At 60.8% G+C, this 17,487-nt stretch carries 15 protein-coding genes; 11 read left to right on the forward strand and 4 right to left on the reverse strand.

Features of this window, described 5'->3' with window-relative positions; translation table 11 throughout:
• Positions 1 to 6 precede the first annotated feature (6 nt).
• From V0R37_RS05730 to V0R37_RS05760, 7 genes are all read left to right on the forward strand, one after another.
• On the forward strand, positions 7 to 633 hold the full coding sequence (locus V0R37_RS05730) for a class I SAM-dependent methyltransferase (protein WP_420373579.1): 627 nt from the start codon (positions 7 to 9) through the stop codon (positions 631 to 633).
• A 203-nt stretch (positions 634 to 836) separates the two neighbouring features.
• Positions 837 to 1,874, forward strand: a complete 1,038-nt coding sequence (locus V0R37_RS05735; protein WP_420373580.1) for a TRAP transporter substrate-binding protein — start codon at positions 837 to 839, stop codon at positions 1,872 to 1,874.
• A gap of 5 nt (positions 1,875 to 1,879) precedes the next feature.
• The gene (locus V0R37_RS05740; RefSeq protein ID WP_420373581.1) at positions 1,880 to 2,368 is read left to right on the forward strand and encodes a TRAP transporter small permease subunit; all 489 of its coding nucleotides are present in this window, start codon (positions 1,880 to 1,882) and stop codon (positions 2,366 to 2,368) included.
• Between the two features lie 34 nt (positions 2,369 to 2,402).
• A complete protein-coding gene (locus V0R37_RS05745) occupies positions 2,403 to 3,722 on the forward strand; it encodes a TRAP transporter large permease (protein ID WP_420373582.1) in 1,320 nt (439 codons plus the stop codon).
• A gap of 7 nt (positions 3,723 to 3,729) precedes the next feature.
• Positions 3,730 to 5,097: an FAD-dependent oxidoreductase gene (locus V0R37_RS05750; RefSeq protein ID WP_420373583.1), complete on the forward strand. Its 1,368-nt coding sequence runs from the start codon at positions 3,730 to 3,732 to the stop codon at positions 5,095 to 5,097.
• Between the two features lie 4 nt (positions 5,098 to 5,101).
• Positions 5,102 to 5,845, forward strand: coding sequence for an enoyl-CoA hydratase/isomerase family protein (locus V0R37_RS05755; RefSeq protein ID WP_420373584.1), 744 nt, complete (start codon positions 5,102 to 5,104; stop codon positions 5,843 to 5,845).
• A complete protein-coding gene (locus V0R37_RS05760) occupies positions 5,842 to 7,428 on the forward strand; it encodes a CoA-transferase (RefSeq protein ID WP_420373585.1) in 1,587 nt (528 codons plus the stop codon). Before V0R37_RS05755 ends, V0R37_RS05760 begins: the two co-directional genes overlap by 4 nt.
• A gap of 7 nt (positions 7,429 to 7,435) precedes the next feature.
• On the opposite strand, the gene V0R37_RS05765 is transcribed toward V0R37_RS05760, so the two are convergent.
• Genes V0R37_RS05765 through eno form a run of 3 tightly spaced genes read right to left on the reverse strand, consistent with a single transcriptional unit; the run spans position 7,436 to position 10,804 of the window.
• Entirely contained in the window at positions 7,436 to 8,449 is a 1,014-nt protein-coding gene (locus tag V0R37_RS05765) for a LacI family DNA-binding transcriptional regulator (RefSeq protein WP_420373586.1), read from the reverse strand.
• Between the two features lie 28 nt (positions 8,450 to 8,477).
• A complete protein-coding gene (locus tag V0R37_RS05770) occupies positions 8,478 to 9,515 on the reverse strand; it encodes a phosphotransferase family protein (protein WP_420373587.1) in 1,038 nt (345 codons plus the stop codon).
• A complete protein-coding gene (gene eno / locus V0R37_RS05775) occupies positions 9,512 to 10,804 on the reverse strand; it encodes a phosphopyruvate hydratase (RefSeq protein WP_420373588.1) in 1,293 nt (430 codons plus the stop codon). The genes V0R37_RS05770 and eno overlap by 4 nt, the downstream gene beginning before the upstream one ends.
• Positions 10,805 to 10,995: 191 nt before the next feature.
• Between eno and V0R37_RS05780 the strand changes: the two genes are divergently transcribed.
• Positions 10,996 to 11,712, forward strand: a complete 717-nt coding sequence (locus V0R37_RS05780; RefSeq protein WP_420373589.1) for a GntR family transcriptional regulator — start codon at positions 10,996 to 10,998, stop codon at positions 11,710 to 11,712.
• A 27-nt stretch (positions 11,713 to 11,739) separates the two neighbouring features.
• Here the strand turns inward: V0R37_RS05780 and rimO are convergent, their stop codons facing one another.
• Entirely contained in the window at positions 11,740 to 13,056 is a 1,317-nt protein-coding gene (rimO, locus tag V0R37_RS05785; RefSeq protein WP_420373590.1) for a 30S ribosomal protein S12 methylthiotransferase RimO, read from the reverse strand.
• A gap of 70 nt (positions 13,057 to 13,126) precedes the next feature.
• Here rimO and rsmB point away from each other — a divergent pair, with 70 nt between their 5' ends.
• Genes rsmB through V0R37_RS05800 form a run of 3 tightly spaced genes read left to right on the forward strand, consistent with a single transcriptional unit; the run spans position 13,127 to position 17,486 of the window.
• Positions 13,127 to 14,518, forward strand: coding sequence for a 16S rRNA (cytosine(967)-C(5))-methyltransferase RsmB (gene rsmB, locus V0R37_RS05790; protein ID WP_420373591.1), 1,392 nt, complete (start codon positions 13,127 to 13,129; stop codon positions 14,516 to 14,518).
• 53 nt (positions 14,519 to 14,571) lie between these two features.
• Complete coding sequence (locus V0R37_RS05795; RefSeq protein WP_420373592.1) at positions 14,572 to 15,147, forward strand: DUF4390 domain-containing protein; 576 nt, start codon at positions 14,572 to 14,574, stop codon at positions 15,145 to 15,147.
• Positions 15,147 to 17,486, forward strand: a complete 2,340-nt coding sequence (locus V0R37_RS05800) for a sensor histidine kinase (RefSeq protein ID WP_420373651.1) — start codon at positions 15,147 to 15,149, stop codon at positions 17,484 to 17,486. The genes V0R37_RS05795 and V0R37_RS05800 overlap by 1 nt, the downstream gene beginning before the upstream one ends.
• The last annotated feature ends 1 nt before the right edge of the window (position 17,487 follow it).

Consider the following 17,487-nt stretch of genomic DNA (forward strand, 5'->3'; position numbering starts at 1 on the left):
ACGACTATGAATCACCCGCCCGACGATCTCAAGGGTATATCCGCCGCGACCTTGGATTATTACCGGCAAAATGCGCAAGGCTTTCGGGCGGGGACGCGGGATCATGATGTCAGCCAGAACATAGCGGCACTGTTGCGCCATATACAGGGGGCGCCGCCCTATCGGATTCTGGATTTCGGTTGCGGGCCGGGCCGCGACCTCAGGACCTTTGCGGACCTGGGGCACAAGCCGATAGGGCTTGATGGTACCGAGGCATTCGTATCCATGGCCCAAGCCGAATCCGGTTGCGAAGTATGGCTGCAGGATTTCCTTGACCTGGATTTGCCGGACGGCCATTTCGATGGCGTATTTGCCAATGCGTCGCTGTTCCATGTGCCGGGCGCGGCACTGCCCAGGGTGCTCAGGCAACTGCATGCCGCACTGAAGCCATCGGGCGTTTTGTTCAGCTCCAACCCGCGTGGCGGAAACCAGGAGGGCTGGAGCGGCGGCCGTTATGGCGTCTACCACGATCTGGCCTCATGGAGCCGGGTGATGACCGAAGCCGGCTTCACCGAGATCGAGCATTACTATCGGCCCCAGGGCCTGCCGCGCGAGCAGCAGCCCTGGCTGGCCAGCGTCTGGCGCAAAGCCTAGCGTTTTCTACCGCGGTCCTGCTTGCCGTTCCCGCTTCGGGTCTGCCGGCCTTTTCCTCACCACGCTTACGTCTGTTTCTGGCCTTCCGGCCTGAAGCGGGGCGTTTGCCGTCTTTCTGGGGTAAACCCTAGTGCATATCTTAAATATATCACAGATATAATCAAGCCAGAACGCAAACCATAACCAAGAATTGGAGACACACCATGAACATAAATCGTCGCTCAGTACTGAAGGCAGCATCCGCCGTCGCGGCCACGTCGGTCTTTGGGGCGCCATCTTTGGCGCTGGCTCAGAAGACCACCAAGTGGAAGGTGCAAACGCTGTGGGGCGCCGGGGAGGACACCTATGGAATGTTTCAGGCCTTCTGCGACAACGTAAAGAAGAACACCGGCGGCCGCCTGGAAATCACACCTTTCTCGGCGGGCGCCATCGTCGGCACGTTCGAAACCCTGGATGCGGTGGGCCAAAACGTAATTCAGGGGCATTCGACCTATCCGGGCTATTTCGCCGGCAAAGAGCCGGCGCTTGCCGTGATAGGCGATTTTGCGTTCGGCTATACCGAGCCCATGCAGCAGAATGCCTGGCTGAATGAAAAGGGCGGCATGGACATGATCCGCGCCGCCTACGACAAGTTCAATGCCTACACCGTGGGATGCACGTGGTGGGGCGTGGAGTCGTTGACCTGCAAGGTGCCGGTCCGCGGTCCCGACGACTTCAAGGGACTGAAGCATCGCGGCGCCCAAGGCCTGGCGGCGGAAACCATTGCGAAGATGGGCGCTTCCATCGTTGTCATCCCAGGCGGGGAAGCCTATTCGGCGCTGGAAAAAGGCGTCGTGGATACGGTCGACTGGTCCACCTTGTCGGTCAACAACAAGATCGGCTTCTTCGAGATCGCCAAATTCGCGACCTATCCGGGCTTTCATTCCATGCCCATCCAGGATTTCACCGTCAACAAAGCGGCCTGGAAAGCATTGCCGGACGACGTCAAGGCCATCGTTGAACAGACTTGGAAAGAGTTCTCGGCCTATCAGGTCAAGAAGATCGCCGAGAACGATCTTGTGGTGGCTGAAGAGGTAAAGAAGAAAGGCGTGGAGCTGATCGCCTGGAGCGATGCGGATCGCTTGCGCGGCCGTGAGCTGGCGCATGAAGTCTGGAGCGAATGGGCGAAGAAAAGCCCGCTGGCCAAACAGGCGGTGGAATCCCAGCAAGCCTATCTGCGTGAAATCAAACTCCTGGCCTGATAACGATGAACTTATTCATACACTTCATTGGACGTGTGAACGAGTGGGTTGGCCGCGTGGCCGGCCTGCTTATTCTGCTGGTGGTAGCCATCATAGTGCGTGAAGTGATAGCGCGCAGCGTGTTTCACTCGCCAGCCTTGTGGGCGGATGAATCCATGACCTACATCGCGGGTTTTGTGTACGTGCTGGGCGGCGGCTACGCCATGCTGCACCGCCGGCACGTGGCGGTGGACATGGTCTATGAGCGCTTCGGCCGGCGCGGCCGCCGCCTGTGCGACTTGCTGGCCTTCGCTCTGTTTACCGCCTACTGCTTCACGCTGATCTGGTATGGATGGAACATGGCGGTCAGCTCGTTCCTGCAAAACGAGACTTCGGGAACGCTCTGGAATCCGCCGATCTGGCCCGTCAAGTTCGCCATTCCCATCGCCGGCCTGCTGCTGTTCCTGCAAGGCGTGGCGAACCTGGCCGAGAACTTCAGATCCTCAAAAGCGTAAGCGCATCCACACACTAATTTAGATAAGGCAGACCATGTCCTTAGGATACTTAACGCTCCTCGTTTTCGGAGCGCTCATCAGCGCCTTGATTGTCGGGCTGCCCATTGCGTTCGCAACAGGCGCAGTAGCGGTGGTAATGGCCGTCTGGCTGTTCGACCTGAATACGCTCAATATCGTCGTAAGCCGTGTGTTCACCCTGATGGGGAACAACATTCTGCTGTCCGTGCCGCTGTTCATCCTGATGGCCAACATCCTGGAGAAGGCCGGCATCGCGGAAGATATTTTCAAGGCGGCATACATATGGTCGGGCAAGCTTCGCGGCGGACTGGCCGTCGCGGTGGTCATTTCCTGCGCGCTAATGGCCGCCATGGTCGGGGTGATCGGCGCGGAGATCGTGACCATGGGCGTGGTGGCCCTGCCCGCGATGTTGAAGCGGGGCTACGGCAAATCGCTGGCGCTGGGATCCATATGCGCGGGCGGCGGACTTTCGACACTGATCCCGCCCAGCGTCGTGTTCATCATGTATGCCCTGACGTCGGGCACGTCGATAGGCCAGTTGTACATGGCCGGCGTCTTTCCAGGCCTGCTGCTGGGCGGCCTGTACATCATCTACATCGTCACCATCAGCTACCTGAAACCGGAAATCGCTCCCAGCGCGCCGCCCGAGGACCTGGACATTCCATTCCTTGAAAAGCTCGCCTATGCCAAGAATCTGATTCTTCCCGGCATGGTGGCTTTCTCGGTGCTGGGCTCGTTGTACCTGGGCTGGGCGACGCCGACGGAGGCCGCCGGCGTGGGCGTGGTGGGTGCCCTGATAGCGGCCCTGGTCAACAGGCGCTTCACCTGGCAGGGCCTGTATGCGGCGGTGGTCGACACCACCAAGGTCACATGCATGCTGTACTGGCTGTTCTTCGGGGCCTCGGTGCTGGTGGGCATGTACACCATGGCGGGCGGCACTCAGTACCTGAAGGAAATGCTGCTGGGCCTGCCGGGCGGAAGATGGGGCGTCCTGATCACCATGAACCTGATCTGGATCGTGTTGGGCTGCGTCGTGGACTGGATAGGCATTTTGCTTCTGACGGCTCCGGTGTTCGTGCCTGTGGCTGTCGCGCTGGGCTTCGATCCGATCTGGCTGGGCGTGCTGTTTTGCATGAATATGCAGATCAGCTATATATCGCCGCCTTTCGGTCCCGCCGCCTTCTATCTGAAGGGCGCCGCCCCGGACAACATTTCCATCGGCGATATCTTCCGGTCGGTATGGCCGTTCCTGGGTTTGCAGTTTGTAGCGCTCGGACTGGTGATGGCATTTCCCGCCATTGCGCTATGGCTTCCGCAAACCATGATTGCGAGGTAACACCACAATGCAACAGAATCGAATATCCACGCACGTCTCCACCCATGACGAGCGCCCGGCGTGGCGTCTTGACACCGATGTCCTGGTGGTGGGTGGCGGTGCGGCGGGCGTGGCCGCCGCGCATACGGCAGCCCGCCAGGGCCTGAAAGTGCTTGTTCTCGAACGCTACGGTTTCTGCGGCGGCGGAGCCGTGGCGGGCATGTCCGGAACCATTTGCGGACTTTACTTGGCGCATGAGGGGCGGGACAAGGCGCCGGAGCGTTTGGTGCATGGCTTTGTCGACCGTTTCATCGCCGCTATGGACGAACGCAACGGCCTGACGGGTCCCGTCCGCTACGGCCAGACCTTCACCCGCGTGCATGAACCGCATGCCTGGCGTGAGAGCGCCGAAGGCCTGCTGGCCAGCCAGGGGGTTCAAGTGCTGTACCACAGCATGGTGACCGACGTCCTTCTGGGCGGCGGCGAGCACATCGCGGGCGTTATCGCCTATACCAAGCAGGGCAAGCTAGAGGTGCGGGCAAAAGTCACGATCGACGCGAGCGGCGATGCCGATCTTGTTGCGATGGCCGGCCTGGCGACCCGGGTCGGCCTTGACGGACATGTGCAGAATCCAACCATGATCTTCCGTCTCTCCGGCGTGGATGTCGAACGCTTCCTGCGGGAGTACGGGGAAGATTCCATCATGCCGGATCGGATCACGCAGCAGATCCTGGCGTTCAATGCCAACGGCGATTACAAGCTGCCGCGCGCCAAGGTATTTCTGTTTCCCACGCCCCGGCCCAACGAGCTGATATGCAATTGCACCCGCGTCATAGGCGGCGATGGCCGTGAGTTGAACCCCCTGATCGCCAGGGACTTCAGCGAAGCCGAGATCGAGGGCCGCAAGCAGGTGCGCGAATACGAGCGCTTCTTCCGCGATCATCTGACGGGATGCGAGGGGGCTTATCTGAACGATACGGGAGTACAGGTGGGCACGCGCCAGACCCGGCAGGCGGTGGGTCTTCAGACGCTGACCAACAACGATGTGGTGGCGGGCACGAAACGCCGCGACGGGATAGCCCGTTCAGCCTGGCCCATCGAACTGCACAGCGGAGAAAAGCCCCGCCTGTCCTGGCTGTTCGAGGATTACTACGAAATTCCATATGAATGTTTTGTCCCGTCCAGGGGCGAATCATTGCTGTTTGCCGGACGCTGTCTTTCGGCGGAGCACGAGGCAATGGCCTCGGCGCGGGTAACGGCCCAGTGTTTCAGCTATGGGCATGCGATAGGGCATGCGGCCGCGTTGGCGATTAATGAAAACCTTGCCGTCAGAGATATCAAGGGCGAAGACATTCGCTTTGTCCTGAATCGCGACGGCGCCGAATTGGGAGCTTGACACCATGATACAACGCAGTTCAGAGGGAGCGGTCGCCATACTGACCATAGACCGCCCCAACCGGCGCAATGCGCTAAGCGAGGAAACCGTTCTATCGCTGAAGCGGCACCTTAGGGACATCGAATCCGACCCGGCTATCCGCGTCACCATCATCACCGGAAGCGCGCCGGGCTTCTGCGCGGGCAGCGACCTGAAAGAGTTGGCCAACATGGATCTTGACGGCATGTGCGTGCACGAAGCCGACACGGGCCTGTTCTGCCGTTCCATCAGCCAATTGCGAAAACCGGTCATCGCGGCCGTGGAAGGTTTTGCCCTGGGCGGTGGATTCGTCTTCGCCGCGTCTTGCGACATCATTGTCAGCGGCTCGTCGTGCCGCTGGCATTTGCCGGAAGTCCAGATAGGGTGGATTCCTCCGTGGGGATTGGAAACCCTGGTGGCCAGGCTGGGACCGGTGGCCGCCCGCCGCCTTGCCTGGGGCGGCGAGGTCTGTGACGGCGCCGAAGCCTATCGCATCGGGCTGGCGGATTATCTGGCGAAAGACGGCCAGGCATTGAAAACGGCGCTGGAAGTGGCCCAAAGGCTGGCCGGCCTGCCGGATGTGGCGGTAGCGGCGGTCAAGGCGTATTTTGCGCCTCACGCGGGCAAGGACGGTGAAACCGGCGATGTGATCGCCAATCGCATGTTTGAAGAGAACTGCAAGCACCCCGCGGCTATTGCAACATTAAAGAAATTTGGAGTCCGGGCATGAGCAAGATATGCTCTTTGAAGGAAGCGGTGTCTGATATTCAGGACGGCCAGACCGTCGCCAGCGTGGGAGTGATAGGCTGGATCACGCCCGATGAGTTGCTGAAGGGCTTGGGGGATCGGTTCGAGCAAGGAGATGGGCCCAGGGACTTGACCTTTTATTTCCCTTGCGGCACGGGCGATGCCATGGATATCGGCGGCATGGACCATGTGGCAAAGAAAGGCCTCATGAAAAGAATCGTCTCTGGTTCTTATATCAATCCCGTGCATCCGCGCACCGGTGAGCGCCCCAAACTGATGCAATTGATCAAGCAGGATGCCATCGAGGCTTATAGCTGGCCGATAGGCGCATCGATGCAGTGGCTGCGCGAGGTCGCACGGAAAAGCCCGGGCTATCTGACCAAGATAGGGATAGGCAGCTATATCGATCCCGAGCAGGACGGCGGCAAGCTGACCACGCTGGCTACGGAAGATCTGGTTGAAAAGCTCTCGTTCAAGGGCGAAGAGTATTTGTTCTATCGCAGCTGGCCGATACATCATTGCTTCATCCGGGCCAGCTCGGCGGACGAGTTCGGCAACCTGTCTTTCGAGGATGAGGGGTTGATGTCGTCCGCGCTGGCGCTTGCGCTGGCCACCAAGGCTTGCGGCGGCACGGTTGTGGCACAGGTCACCCGGCAGGTGGACAGGTATTCGCGCCCGGCCGGCATGGTCCGCATACCGGGCGATTTCGTCGATAAGGTCGTTATCGTGCCGGATCAGGTCATGGTGACGGATACGCCGCATGATGCGCGTTATCTTTCGCCAGCCAATCTGCAGCTGGATTCGCTGCCGAAAATCCCATTTGGCGCCGACAAGATCATTGGCCGGCGCGCCTATATGGAAGTGCCCAAGCATACATTGACCATCCTGGGGTTCGGGGCGTCATCCGACATGCCGCTGGTCATGGTTGAAGACGGTGCGCTGAATGAAGGCAATATGCACGAATACCGTTTCACGACCGAGCATGGATCGTACGGGGGCGTGGTCATGACGGGCTGGCAGTTCTCGACCAATATGTGGCCCGAGGCGCTGGTCGACGGTGTAACGCAATTCGATGCGATCGACGGCGGCTTGTGCGAATGCACGGCGCTTGCGTTTGCCGAATTCGATGCGGGCGGCCATGTGAACGTAAGCAAGTTCGGCGCTGCCAATCCCGGAGCCGGCGGGTTCATCGATATCGCGCATAACGCGTCCAAGCTCATCTTTACCGGCACGTTTACGGCCGGCGGCCTAAGCGTTTCATCAAACGATGGCGTCTTGCGCATTGACAAGGAAGGCAAGAGCAAGAAGTTCGTCGCGCAGGTCGGCCACATTACATATCCCGTGTGCACCGGTGTGGCGAAGCGAAACCAGGAAGCCTTGGTCATTACGGAGCGGGCGGTTTTCGCGGTCGGGAAAGACGGCCTTGAGCTGATTGAAATCGCTCCCGGGGTCGATCTTCAGAGCGACATTCTGGACCAGATGGGCTTCGTTCCGAAAATCAGCCCCGCGCTCAAGACGATGGATGCCTGGATATTCCGGGATGAGTGTCCGGTGCCGGCTTTGTAGCGATGGACTAGGCGGTGCCGCGCGCGATCAGGGTCGGCATGAAGCAGGCATCGGAGGCGGATTCATGGGTAGCCGCGTCAGCCTCCCTTTCCTGCCGGATCTGCGTTAGCAGCAAAGATACGGCGGCCGACGCCATATCGTGAACCGGCAGGCTTATGCAACTGATCCCAGGCCCCCACAGCTGGAACCAATCGGGATCGTGGTAGGCGATCAATGCCAATTGCCCGGGCACGCCTATTCCGCATTCCCGGATTGCCAGCAGCCCGCCCAGTGTCAGTTCCGGGCTGGCCAGGATTACCGCTGTCGGGGGGGCGTCGCGCGACATCAGGGACAGCATCGACTCGCGCCCGAAATCGGACTTGGGCGGGCCTTGAAACAGCAGCGACGGATCGGCTGTCAGCGAGGCGTCGCGGATCGCCTGCCTATAGCCAAGGGCGCGATCCCGGCCTGTGCTCAGGCTGTTGGAGCTTCCTATGAAGCCGATGCGCGTATGCGATTTCCCGGCAAGATGATGCACAGCCGCCGCGATGCCGGCGCGTTCGTCCAGCGAGACGACGGGCGCCGGCAGGGCGGGATGCCGGCGCAGCAGTTGCACGGCGGGAATCGCGCTTAGAAGCGCAACGGCTTCTTTCCGCAGACCGGCGGTCGGAGCGATGATGACGCCCGCCACCCGGGCTTCGCGCAGGCTTCTTATGTGCTCAAGCTCTACCGAAGGCCGGTCTTCGGAGCTTGCAAGGACCAGTTTGAATCCGTGATGCAGGAACGCCGGTGCGAGCGTTGCCATGGTTTTGCTGTAGAAGTCATTTTGCACATCCGGGAATATCACGCCGATCAGCTCGCTGTGCGTCCGGCGCAGCATGCGTGCGCCGGAATGCGGAATATAGCCCAGCTTGCGTGCCGTTTCCTTCACCAGCTCCCGCGTTTCCTTTCGAATGGCGGGATGGTCGCGCAATGCCCGCGATACGGTAGGGTGGGAAATGCCCAGATGGACGGCAATATCCTTGATCGTGATGTTTTTCATGTATCGGCATGAAGCCTTGGGTGTGATTTCACAGGTGGGGCCCGGCGGCGCGCGCCAGGGTCCCGGCCCATGCCGCGGCGACTTCGCTTAACCGGCTTGCGGGCTTGATGATCAGCGGACGCGCTGTTTTGCGGACCAGTTCCTTGTCTTCTTCCCGGGTAAGGTATTCCACTGGCGACTTTCCGTCGATGCGTGCCAGGAACAGGGCGGGCAGCAGTTGTGCCGCCCTTTGCTCCAATTGGCCTGAATCTTCCCAGTCTACATGGGCGAAGTAGGCCTGGGTAAATGCGTCGAAGCACTGGAGGAAGTCAGAGGCGTGGGAGCGTTGAGGCAGGCACTTCAGCAGGAAATGATTCAGGCAGAAGGCGATATCGAATGCCGGATCGCCGAACCAGGCGCATTCCGCATCAAGGAATACGGGTGAGGCAGGCCCAATAAGAATGTTCTTTGGGCTGACGTCTCCGTGCACCAGCGCCTTGTGCGTGTGCAAGGTCCTTTCAGCGATGCGTTGCAGTTCGCAAGCCAGGTCGGGGTGTGCATCCGCGGTGGCGATCAGGTAGGGCTCAAGGCGTATCGAATAGAAAATGTCATCGGTCTTGAATTTTTCGGGAAGGGACGCGTTGCGGGCCGACGCCGCGTGCAGCAGGCCCAGAAGACCGGCCACCTGCCGCGCTACTCCGGCATCCGCCATTCCGGCCAGAAGCCGGGCCTTCCATACCGGATGGCTTGCGTCGTCCAGGAACTCCATGGCGAAGGCCCCAAGCTTTGCGTCATGCGCCAGCGGCTGGGGCACGGCCTTGGGCGCGTGCTCGAAGGCAAAATTGATCCAGGCCCATTCATAGGCGTTCCGGGACGTCGGCGCGCGCCAGTCGCGGGCAACCTTCAGCTTTGGCAAAGCGCATTTAACGCACAGCGACCTGTCGTCGATGTCGACGCGCCAGATATCGGATGAAACGCCTCCGGTCAACGGCGTCCATTGCATTTCGGCGTTATGTGAGGCCAGGCCGTGCGCATGCAGGAACTCTGGAAGGCGAGGGTCGGGCTGCGGCTGCATCGATGGCGTCATTTTGAAATCCGAAGAGCCCGCGCCCCGGCATAGGGTGCGCCGCTGGCCGCCTCGATGCGCAGCAATTGGTTGTACTTGCACACCGTGCTGGACGTCCGCAGCGAGCCTATCTTGATCTGGCCGGCTGCCGTGCCCACGGCCAAGTCCGCGATAAAAGCATCTTCGGTTTCTCCTGACCGTGCCGAGATGACGGTCGAGTAGCTGCTGGCCTTGGCAAGAGCGATGACATCCAGCGTGCCGGACAGGGTGCCGTTCTGGTTAACTTTGACCAGCACACCGTTGGCGGCCTTGTCGCCTATGCCTTTATGAAGCCTCGTTTGGTTGGTCGTGAACAGGTCGTCTCCCACGAGCTGGATGCGCGCACCCAGCTGTTCGGTTAGCTCGGCCCATCCCTTCCAGTCTTCCTCATCCAGGCCGTCTTCGATCGAAACGACGGGATAGCCGTCCACCCATGTGCGCATCATCGCAATCATTTCACTGGATGAAAGAGTCTTGCCTTCGCGCGCCAAACGGTAATTGCCGTCCGCGTCCTTCAGGGACGTGGCTGCGACATCGATGGCTATCAGCACGTCTTCCCCCGGCTTGAGTCCGGCCGCTTCGATGGACTGGCACATGAGCTGCAATGCGTCGATGCCGCTGCGGCACCCGGGGCTCAGGCCGCCTTCGTCCGCCAGCAAAGTGGGCAAGCCGCGCGCCTGGCATACCTGAGCGGCGGCGCTGCGGACCAGGGAGATGGTGTGGATGGCTTCTTCGATGGAACTCGCGCGCGCGGGAATCGCCAGGAAGTCCTGCACATCCATGCCCCTGCCGGCGTGAAGCCCCCCGCTTAGAATGTTGACCATGGGCAAGGGCATTTGCAGTTGCGGATTTCCGGCCAGTTCGGCGATATACGCGGCCAATGAAAGCGTGCGGGCCGAGGCTGCGGCGCGGCAGGCCGCAATCGACACGCCGAGTATGCCGTTGGCGCCCAGCCGCTTCAGTTGCTCCGTCCCATCGAGCTCGCGTAAGCGATCGTCCAGCCCGCGTTGATCCAGCGCATCGAAGCCGGCAACGCCCTTGGCAATCTCGGTATTGACATGAGTCGCCGCCTTCAGCACACCCAGCCCCCAATAACGCAGGGGGTCGCCATCCCTGAGTTCGTGGGCTTCATGCGAGCCCGTCGATGCGCCCGATGGGACGGCCGCCCGGCCATGGGAGCCGTCGCTCAGCATCACATCCACTTCGATGGTGGGGCGGCCCCGTGAGTCCAGTATCTGACGGGCTTCTATCGTTTTAATGGCTGTGCGCATCGTGCGTCTATCCTTCATGTGTTGCCGCGGTGGCTGAACGAGATAATGCTCATCCGATTACAGCATGAAATGTACACGTGTGCAATATGGGTGCCCGCTTGTGTCCGACGCCGATAAAAGGATGGGCGCGACCAAGAGATATCTTATGCGTGGTTCAATCTGTGCCAGCCGGTAAAATGTTAAGATTCCTTATGTCCCCCTTTATGACCATGTCCAGCGCCGACAGTCGCGATTTTTATCAAATGGCTAAAGATAAAGAAGCAAAAAAAGAATCTTTGGTAGATATCGCGCATCGAGAGCTCGAGAGGCGGTTTGTCACGCTTGAACTGGCCCCGGGATCCATCTGGAAGGAAAGCGAACTGGCCGAGCTTGTGGGCATAGGGCGTACGCCGGTGCGCGAGGCTTTGCAGCGCATGGCTTCGGATCAACTGGTGACGGTGCTCAAGCGGGCGGGCGTCATGATTTCAACCACATCCATACAGGATCAACTGTGCGTGGTGGAAACCCGCCGCGCGCTCGAGGAAATCGTGTCGATACGGGCGGCCAAGGGCGCGCTTGAAGGCGAGAGGCAGTATTTGCGGGATATGGCGGAAGCCATCGAGACGGCGGGGCATCAGGGAGACGTATTCGGCTACCTGCAATTTCACTTCGAAATCAAGCGGGTGGTGGCCCAGTTTGCCCGTAATCCCTATGCGGCGCGCGCGCTAAGGCCCTTGCATACATTCTCGCAGCGCTTTTACTTCATCCATCACCGGCGTTTCAACAACCTGGATGAAGTAGGCAGCGCGCATGCCGATCTATCGCGCGCGATCGCCTCGGGAAATACCGCGCTGACAAAAAAATGCAGCACCCGGGTAAGCGATATTGCGGAGGCCTTTACGCGCAACCTTTTGCTGGAAGCCATCTAAAGGCTTGCGCGCCGCCCGTAGCTGCTGCTAAACCGCATCCCCATACAGGTCGTACTCGTCCGAGTCCGTTACCCGCACCCTTACCATATCGCCCGGCTTCAGCGTTTTTTCGCTGCTGACGAATACGCTGCCGTCGATTTCGGGCGCGTCGGCGCTGGAGCGGCCGATGGCGCCGTCTTCGTCGATTTCATCGATCAGCACGTCGATTTCCCGGCCTATCTTCTGTGCCAGGCGTGCCGTCGAAATGGCTTGCTGGTGAGCCATGAAGCGTTCCCAGCGATCTTGCTTGACCTCGTCGGGAACATGGTCGGCCAGTTCGTTGGCGCGCGCGCCCTCCACGGGCGAATACTGGAAGCATCCGACGCGATCCAACTGGGCTTCGCTCATCCAGTCCAGCAGGTACTGGAAGTCCTCCTCGGTTTCACCTGGAAAACCGACGATGAAAGTGGAGCGCAGGGTCAGGTCCGGACAGATTTCGCGCCAGCGCTTGATGCGCGCCATGGTGCGGTCCTCAAAGGCGGGGCGCTTCATGGCTTTCAGGATTTTCGGACTGGCGTGCTGAAAAGGGATGTCCAGGTAAGGCAGGATCTTGCCGTCGGCCATCAGCGGTATGACTTCATCCACGTGCGGATAAGGGTAGACGTAATGCAGGCGGGTCCAGACGCCGAATCCGGCGAGCGCCTCGCTTAGCTGCGTCATATGGGTCTTGATCGGCCGGCCGTTCCAGAAGCCGCTGCGGAACTTGACATCGACCCCGTAGGCGCTGGTGTCTTGCGAGATCACCAGCAGTTCCTTGACGCCCGCCTTGACCAGGCGCTCGGCCTCGCCCATGACATCGCCAATGGGCCGGCTGACCAGGTCGCCGCGCATGGACGGGATGATACAGAAGCTGCAGCGATGGTTGCAGCCTTCGGAGATCTTCAGGTAGGCGTAGTGGCGGGGCGTAAGCTTGACGCCCTGCGGGGGAACCAGATCGGTGTAGGGATCGTGCTTGAGGTTGGGCGGGGCCGCTTCATGCACAGCCCTGACGACTTGCTCATACTGCTGGGGGCCGGTTACCGCCAGCACGGCGGGATGGATTTCGCGGATCAGCGACTCTTCGACACCCATGCAGCCGGTAACGATGACTTTGCCGTTCTCGGCGATGGCCTCGCCGATGGCGTCCAGCGATTCCGCCTTGGCGCTGTCGATGAAGCCGCAGGTATTGACCACCACCACATCGGCATTGTCATAGTCCGGCGTAATGGCGTAGCCTTCGGTGCGCAACTGGGTCAGTATGCGCTCGGAGTCAACCAGCGCTTTGGGGCATCCCAGGCTGACGAAGCCGACTTTTGGGGAATTCATGAATTACCTCGTTGAGCCCAAGGCTCGATAAAGAAACATAATTTTAACGGCAGGCCCTGGCCCCGAATTGATGATAAAGTCCGGATCAAAGCAAACTCACGCAGGTTTTGCATTTGTGCCCGATACTTCCTTCAAGCAAATCCCCTTGTCCGACACCATTTTGGCCAGCGCGCAGAATGTGCGGGCGGTATTGGCCGGGCGTTCCTTGTCGGACAGCCTGGCCGAAACGCCGGCTGCCCTGAGGGCGTCGGCCCAGGCCGTGTCCTTCCATGTCATGCGCAGGCTGGGCGTGGCCCGCGCCATAAAACAGATACTGGTGCGGCGCACTCCGCCCAATCCCTTGTTCGATGCGGTACTGCTGGTGTCGCTGGCCTTGCTGGATACCGCGCTGGAGCATGCCGGCGATGCGCCGGCGGATTTCGGCGCGGTGCGCCGCCTGCCTGTGTATGCGGCGCATACTGTGGTGGATCAGGCCGTGACCGCCGTGGATGGCCAACGCAAAATGCGCGCTTACAAAGCCTTGCTGAACGGCAGCCTGCGCAGCTTTATACGTGAAAGAGGCGCTATTTTAGCGCAGGCGCTGGAAAATCACGAAGCCGTGTTCAATCATCCCGACTGGTGGGTGGCGCAGGTGCGCCGCGCCTATCCGGATCAATGGGAAGCCTTGCTTCAGTCCGCCGACATGCCCGGCCCCATGGCCTTGCGGGTCAATATCCGCCGTTCCTCCGTGGAAGCCGTGCAGGGCGCGCTGGAAGCGGCCGGCATAGCGGTGGTTCGGGCCGGGGCGCAGGCTCTGGTCCTGGCGGCTCCTCGCCCCGTCCAGGCTGTGCCCGGCTTTGACGAAGGTTGGTGGTCGGTGCAGGACCTGGCCGCGCAGCAAGCGGGCGCGCTGCTGCCGCTGCGGGACGGCATGCGTGTCCTGGATGCCTGCGCCGCTCCCGGCGGAAAAACAGCGCATATTCTGGAGCGGGCCGATGTAGACCTGGTGGCGCTCGATTCCGATCCGGCACGCCTTGAACGCGTGGGACAGAATTTGCGGCGACTCAGGCTGGACGGAGCCAAGGTGTCCTTGCGCTGCGCCGACGCGGCTGATCTGAAGTCATGGTGGGACGGCAGGCCTTTCGATGCGGTGCTGGCCGACGTGCCCTGCACCGCCTCCGGCGTGGTTCGGCGCCATCCCGATATCCGCTGGCTGCGCCGCGAGGCCGATGTGGCGAAAACAGCGGCCCTGCAACGGAAAATCGTCGATGCGTTGTGGCAAACGGTCGGTTCAGGAGGACATTTGCTTTATGCTACCTGTTCCATCTTTCCGCAGGAAGGCGAGCGGCAGGCGGCGCAGTTCCAGCAGCGTCACAGCGATGCGGTCAGGCTTGCCGCGCCGGGGCAGTTGCTGCCGCTGGTTGACGATCCTTTGTTGTCTCACGATGGATTTTTTTACGCTTTGTTTGCCAAGACGGCCTGAGTCGTCAAAAATGGCGCCTTGGCCCGCTTTGCTTTATGTATTGGTGAGCGTTAATGCTTCGAGTCCTGCTTTCCCTGTTCCTGTGTTTCACCCTGGCCGCGCATGCTCAGACCGATATGCTCGAACAGGGCGAGCGCGTCGTCAAGGTGGAGCCCGTGGTCCGCGACGGGAAGCTGTACATCGATGCCGACCTTGAACTTGCCGTCACGGGCGATCTGCGCAATGCCGCACAGAAAGGCGTGCCTCTTTACTTCACGGCCGATCTGGAAATCGTGTCCAAGCGATGGTGGTGGTTCGACAAGACGGTCGTGAACGAGCAGCAGACTTGGCGAATCGTGTATAACGCCTTGACCCGGCAATGGCGGGTGGGGACAGGCGACCTTTCCCTGCCCGAGTCATCGCTGGACGACGCCTTATCGCTGGTTCGCAATATACGCGGATGGGCGGTTGCCAACGTCCAAGATCTTGAACACGACGAACTGTACGAGGGCCGCATACGCGTACGGCTGGATACATCTCTCCTGGCCCGGCCGTTTCAGGTCGACGCTTTCAACAGCAGTGCCTGGTCCCTGGCTACTCCATGGAAAAATTTCACTTTTTCAATCTCCGTCGACGAGCCCCGGCATTAGTGCGGTGGGGCTTGCGGGCGGCTTTGGCCGTCGCCGCCAGCAGCGCGCTGGCGTTGCTGGCCTTGCTGGTCTGGTCCACAGGCAATGCTTCGCGCTACGCGCAGCAATACGACACCCTGCTGGTGCTCAATGGCATTCTCGCCGTCGCCCTGATCTCGTGGGTGGTGGTCCTGGCGGCGCGCCTCATGCGCCAGATACGCCGGCGGCAGTTCGGGGCTCGCCTGACGGCCCGCTTCGCCTTGTACTTCGCCTTGATCGGTGTCTTGCCGGGCGCGCTTATCTATGTGCTTTCCGTGCAGTTCATGTCGCGCTCCATCGAGTCCTGGTTCAACGTGCGGGTGGACAGCGCGCTGGAAGCGGGGCTGAACCTGGGACGCGCCGCGCTGGATTCGCAACTGAGCGACCTGAATGCGCGCGCCAAAGAGATGGCGGCCAAACTGGCCAACGCCAGCGACGCCGACATGGCCTTGGTGATTACGCGCCTGCGCGAGACCAGCGGCGTGACCGAAGCCATGGTCTTCACCGGCAATGCCAGGCTGGTGGCGTTTTCCTCGTCCGCCTATGGGCAATTGCTGCCCGACATGCCTCCCGTCAGTGTCATCAATCAGCTCAGGGTGTCGCGCGCCTATTCAGCCGCCGAGGCGGACGAGGCGCCGCGGGATCGCGACCCTGGCGAACCGGCCAACGCGGGCCTGCATTTGCGCGTGGTGGTGCCCGTCAATACGCTGGATCGCCTTTCATCAGCGCTGGGCGTGTCGCCCGACACGCGCTGGCTGCAAGTCATCGAGCCTGTACCCGAGCAGATCGCCCGCAACGCCAACCAGGTGCAGCAGGGATTTCGCGATTATCAGGAATTGGCCCTTTCCCGCCTGGGCCTGCGCAAGCTTTACGGCATTACCCTGACCTTGGCGCTTATCCTGGCCGTGTTCGCGGCGGTCGTCGTGGCCCTGGCGGTATCGCGCCGCCTGGTCAGGCCGCTGCTTACGCTGGCCGCGGGGACGCAGGCGGTGGGCGTGGGCGACTACCGCCCCTTGCCCGAGCCGCCCGAGCGCGATGAGGTAGGCCAGTTGACCCGGTCGTTCAACGCCATGACCCGCCAGTTGGACGAGGCCAGGCACATGGTGGAGAACAATCGGCAGCAGCTCGAGCGCTCCAATGTTTACCTCGAATCCGTCCTGAGCAACCTCTCTTCGGGAGTGCTGGTTTTCGATGAGATGTTCCGCGTCACCATGTTCAACCAGGGCGCGCAAAGCATCTTGCGGGTCGATTTGAGGTCGGTCAAGGGCCGTCCCCTGGAGACCGCCGACGGCGCTTTCTCGCTGTCGCAACTGATACGCCAGGCCTTTGCGGCGCACACGGCGGTGGGTTCGGAGCGTCTGTACTGGCAGCAGCAGTTCGAACTGGAACTGGAAGCGGCCAGCGACAACGAGAAAAAAAAGCATGTCATCACGCTGCTGGCGCGCGGTACGCACCTTAGCGTCGATGGGCGCGGCAACGGCTACCTGGTCGTGTTCGACGATATCAGCGAGGTCATTTCCGCCAATCGCACCGTGGCCTGGGGCGAGGTTGCGCGCCGGCTGGCGCACGAGATCAAGAATCCGCTGACGCCTATACAGCTTTCCGCCGAACGCCTGGCCATGAAGCTGGCCGATCGCCTGAACGAGGGCGACGCCGCCATGTTGCTGCGGTCGACCAATACCATCGTCAATCAGGTGGCCTCGCTGAAACAGATGGTCGACGATTTTCGCGAGTACGCCCGCACACCGCCGGCCCAGATGCAGCGGATCGACATCAATGCCCTGATCGCCGATGTGCTGTCCCTCTATGGCTGGGATCCCGTCGGAGGCGCGGTGCGCGACGACGGCCGAAGCGTGCGGATCGATGTCGAGTTCGATCCGGAATTGCCCATCATCGAAGGCGATCCGACTCAATTGCGACAGGTCATACATAACCTGCTGGCAAATGCGCGGGACGCCGCGACCCAGGATCAGCCGTTGGCCGATGCGAATATTCATGTGCAGACCAAGCTGACCCGGTCGCGCATTGACGATGGCGAGGAGCACCCCGCCGTCAGGCTGTCCGTGTCCGACAACGGGCAAGGCTTTGCTCCACAGGTCCTGAATCGCGTGTTCGAGCCCTATGTGACAACCAAGGCAAGCGGAACCGGCCTGGGTCTTGCTATAGTTAAAAAAATTATCGAAGAACACGGCGGCCGAATTGATATTTCAAACCGTCGCGAGGGGGGGGCCCGCATTTCCATCCTCTTGACGCGCCTTGCGGGAAAGCAGTCCGTGCTGGACGAAGCAACGCAAGGGAACGATAATGCGGAAAAAAGGTAGG

This window comes from Pollutimonas rozaliensis, assembly GCF_048751585.1.
Taxonomy (GTDB): domain Bacteria; phylum Pseudomonadota; class Gammaproteobacteria; order Burkholderiales; family Burkholderiaceae_B.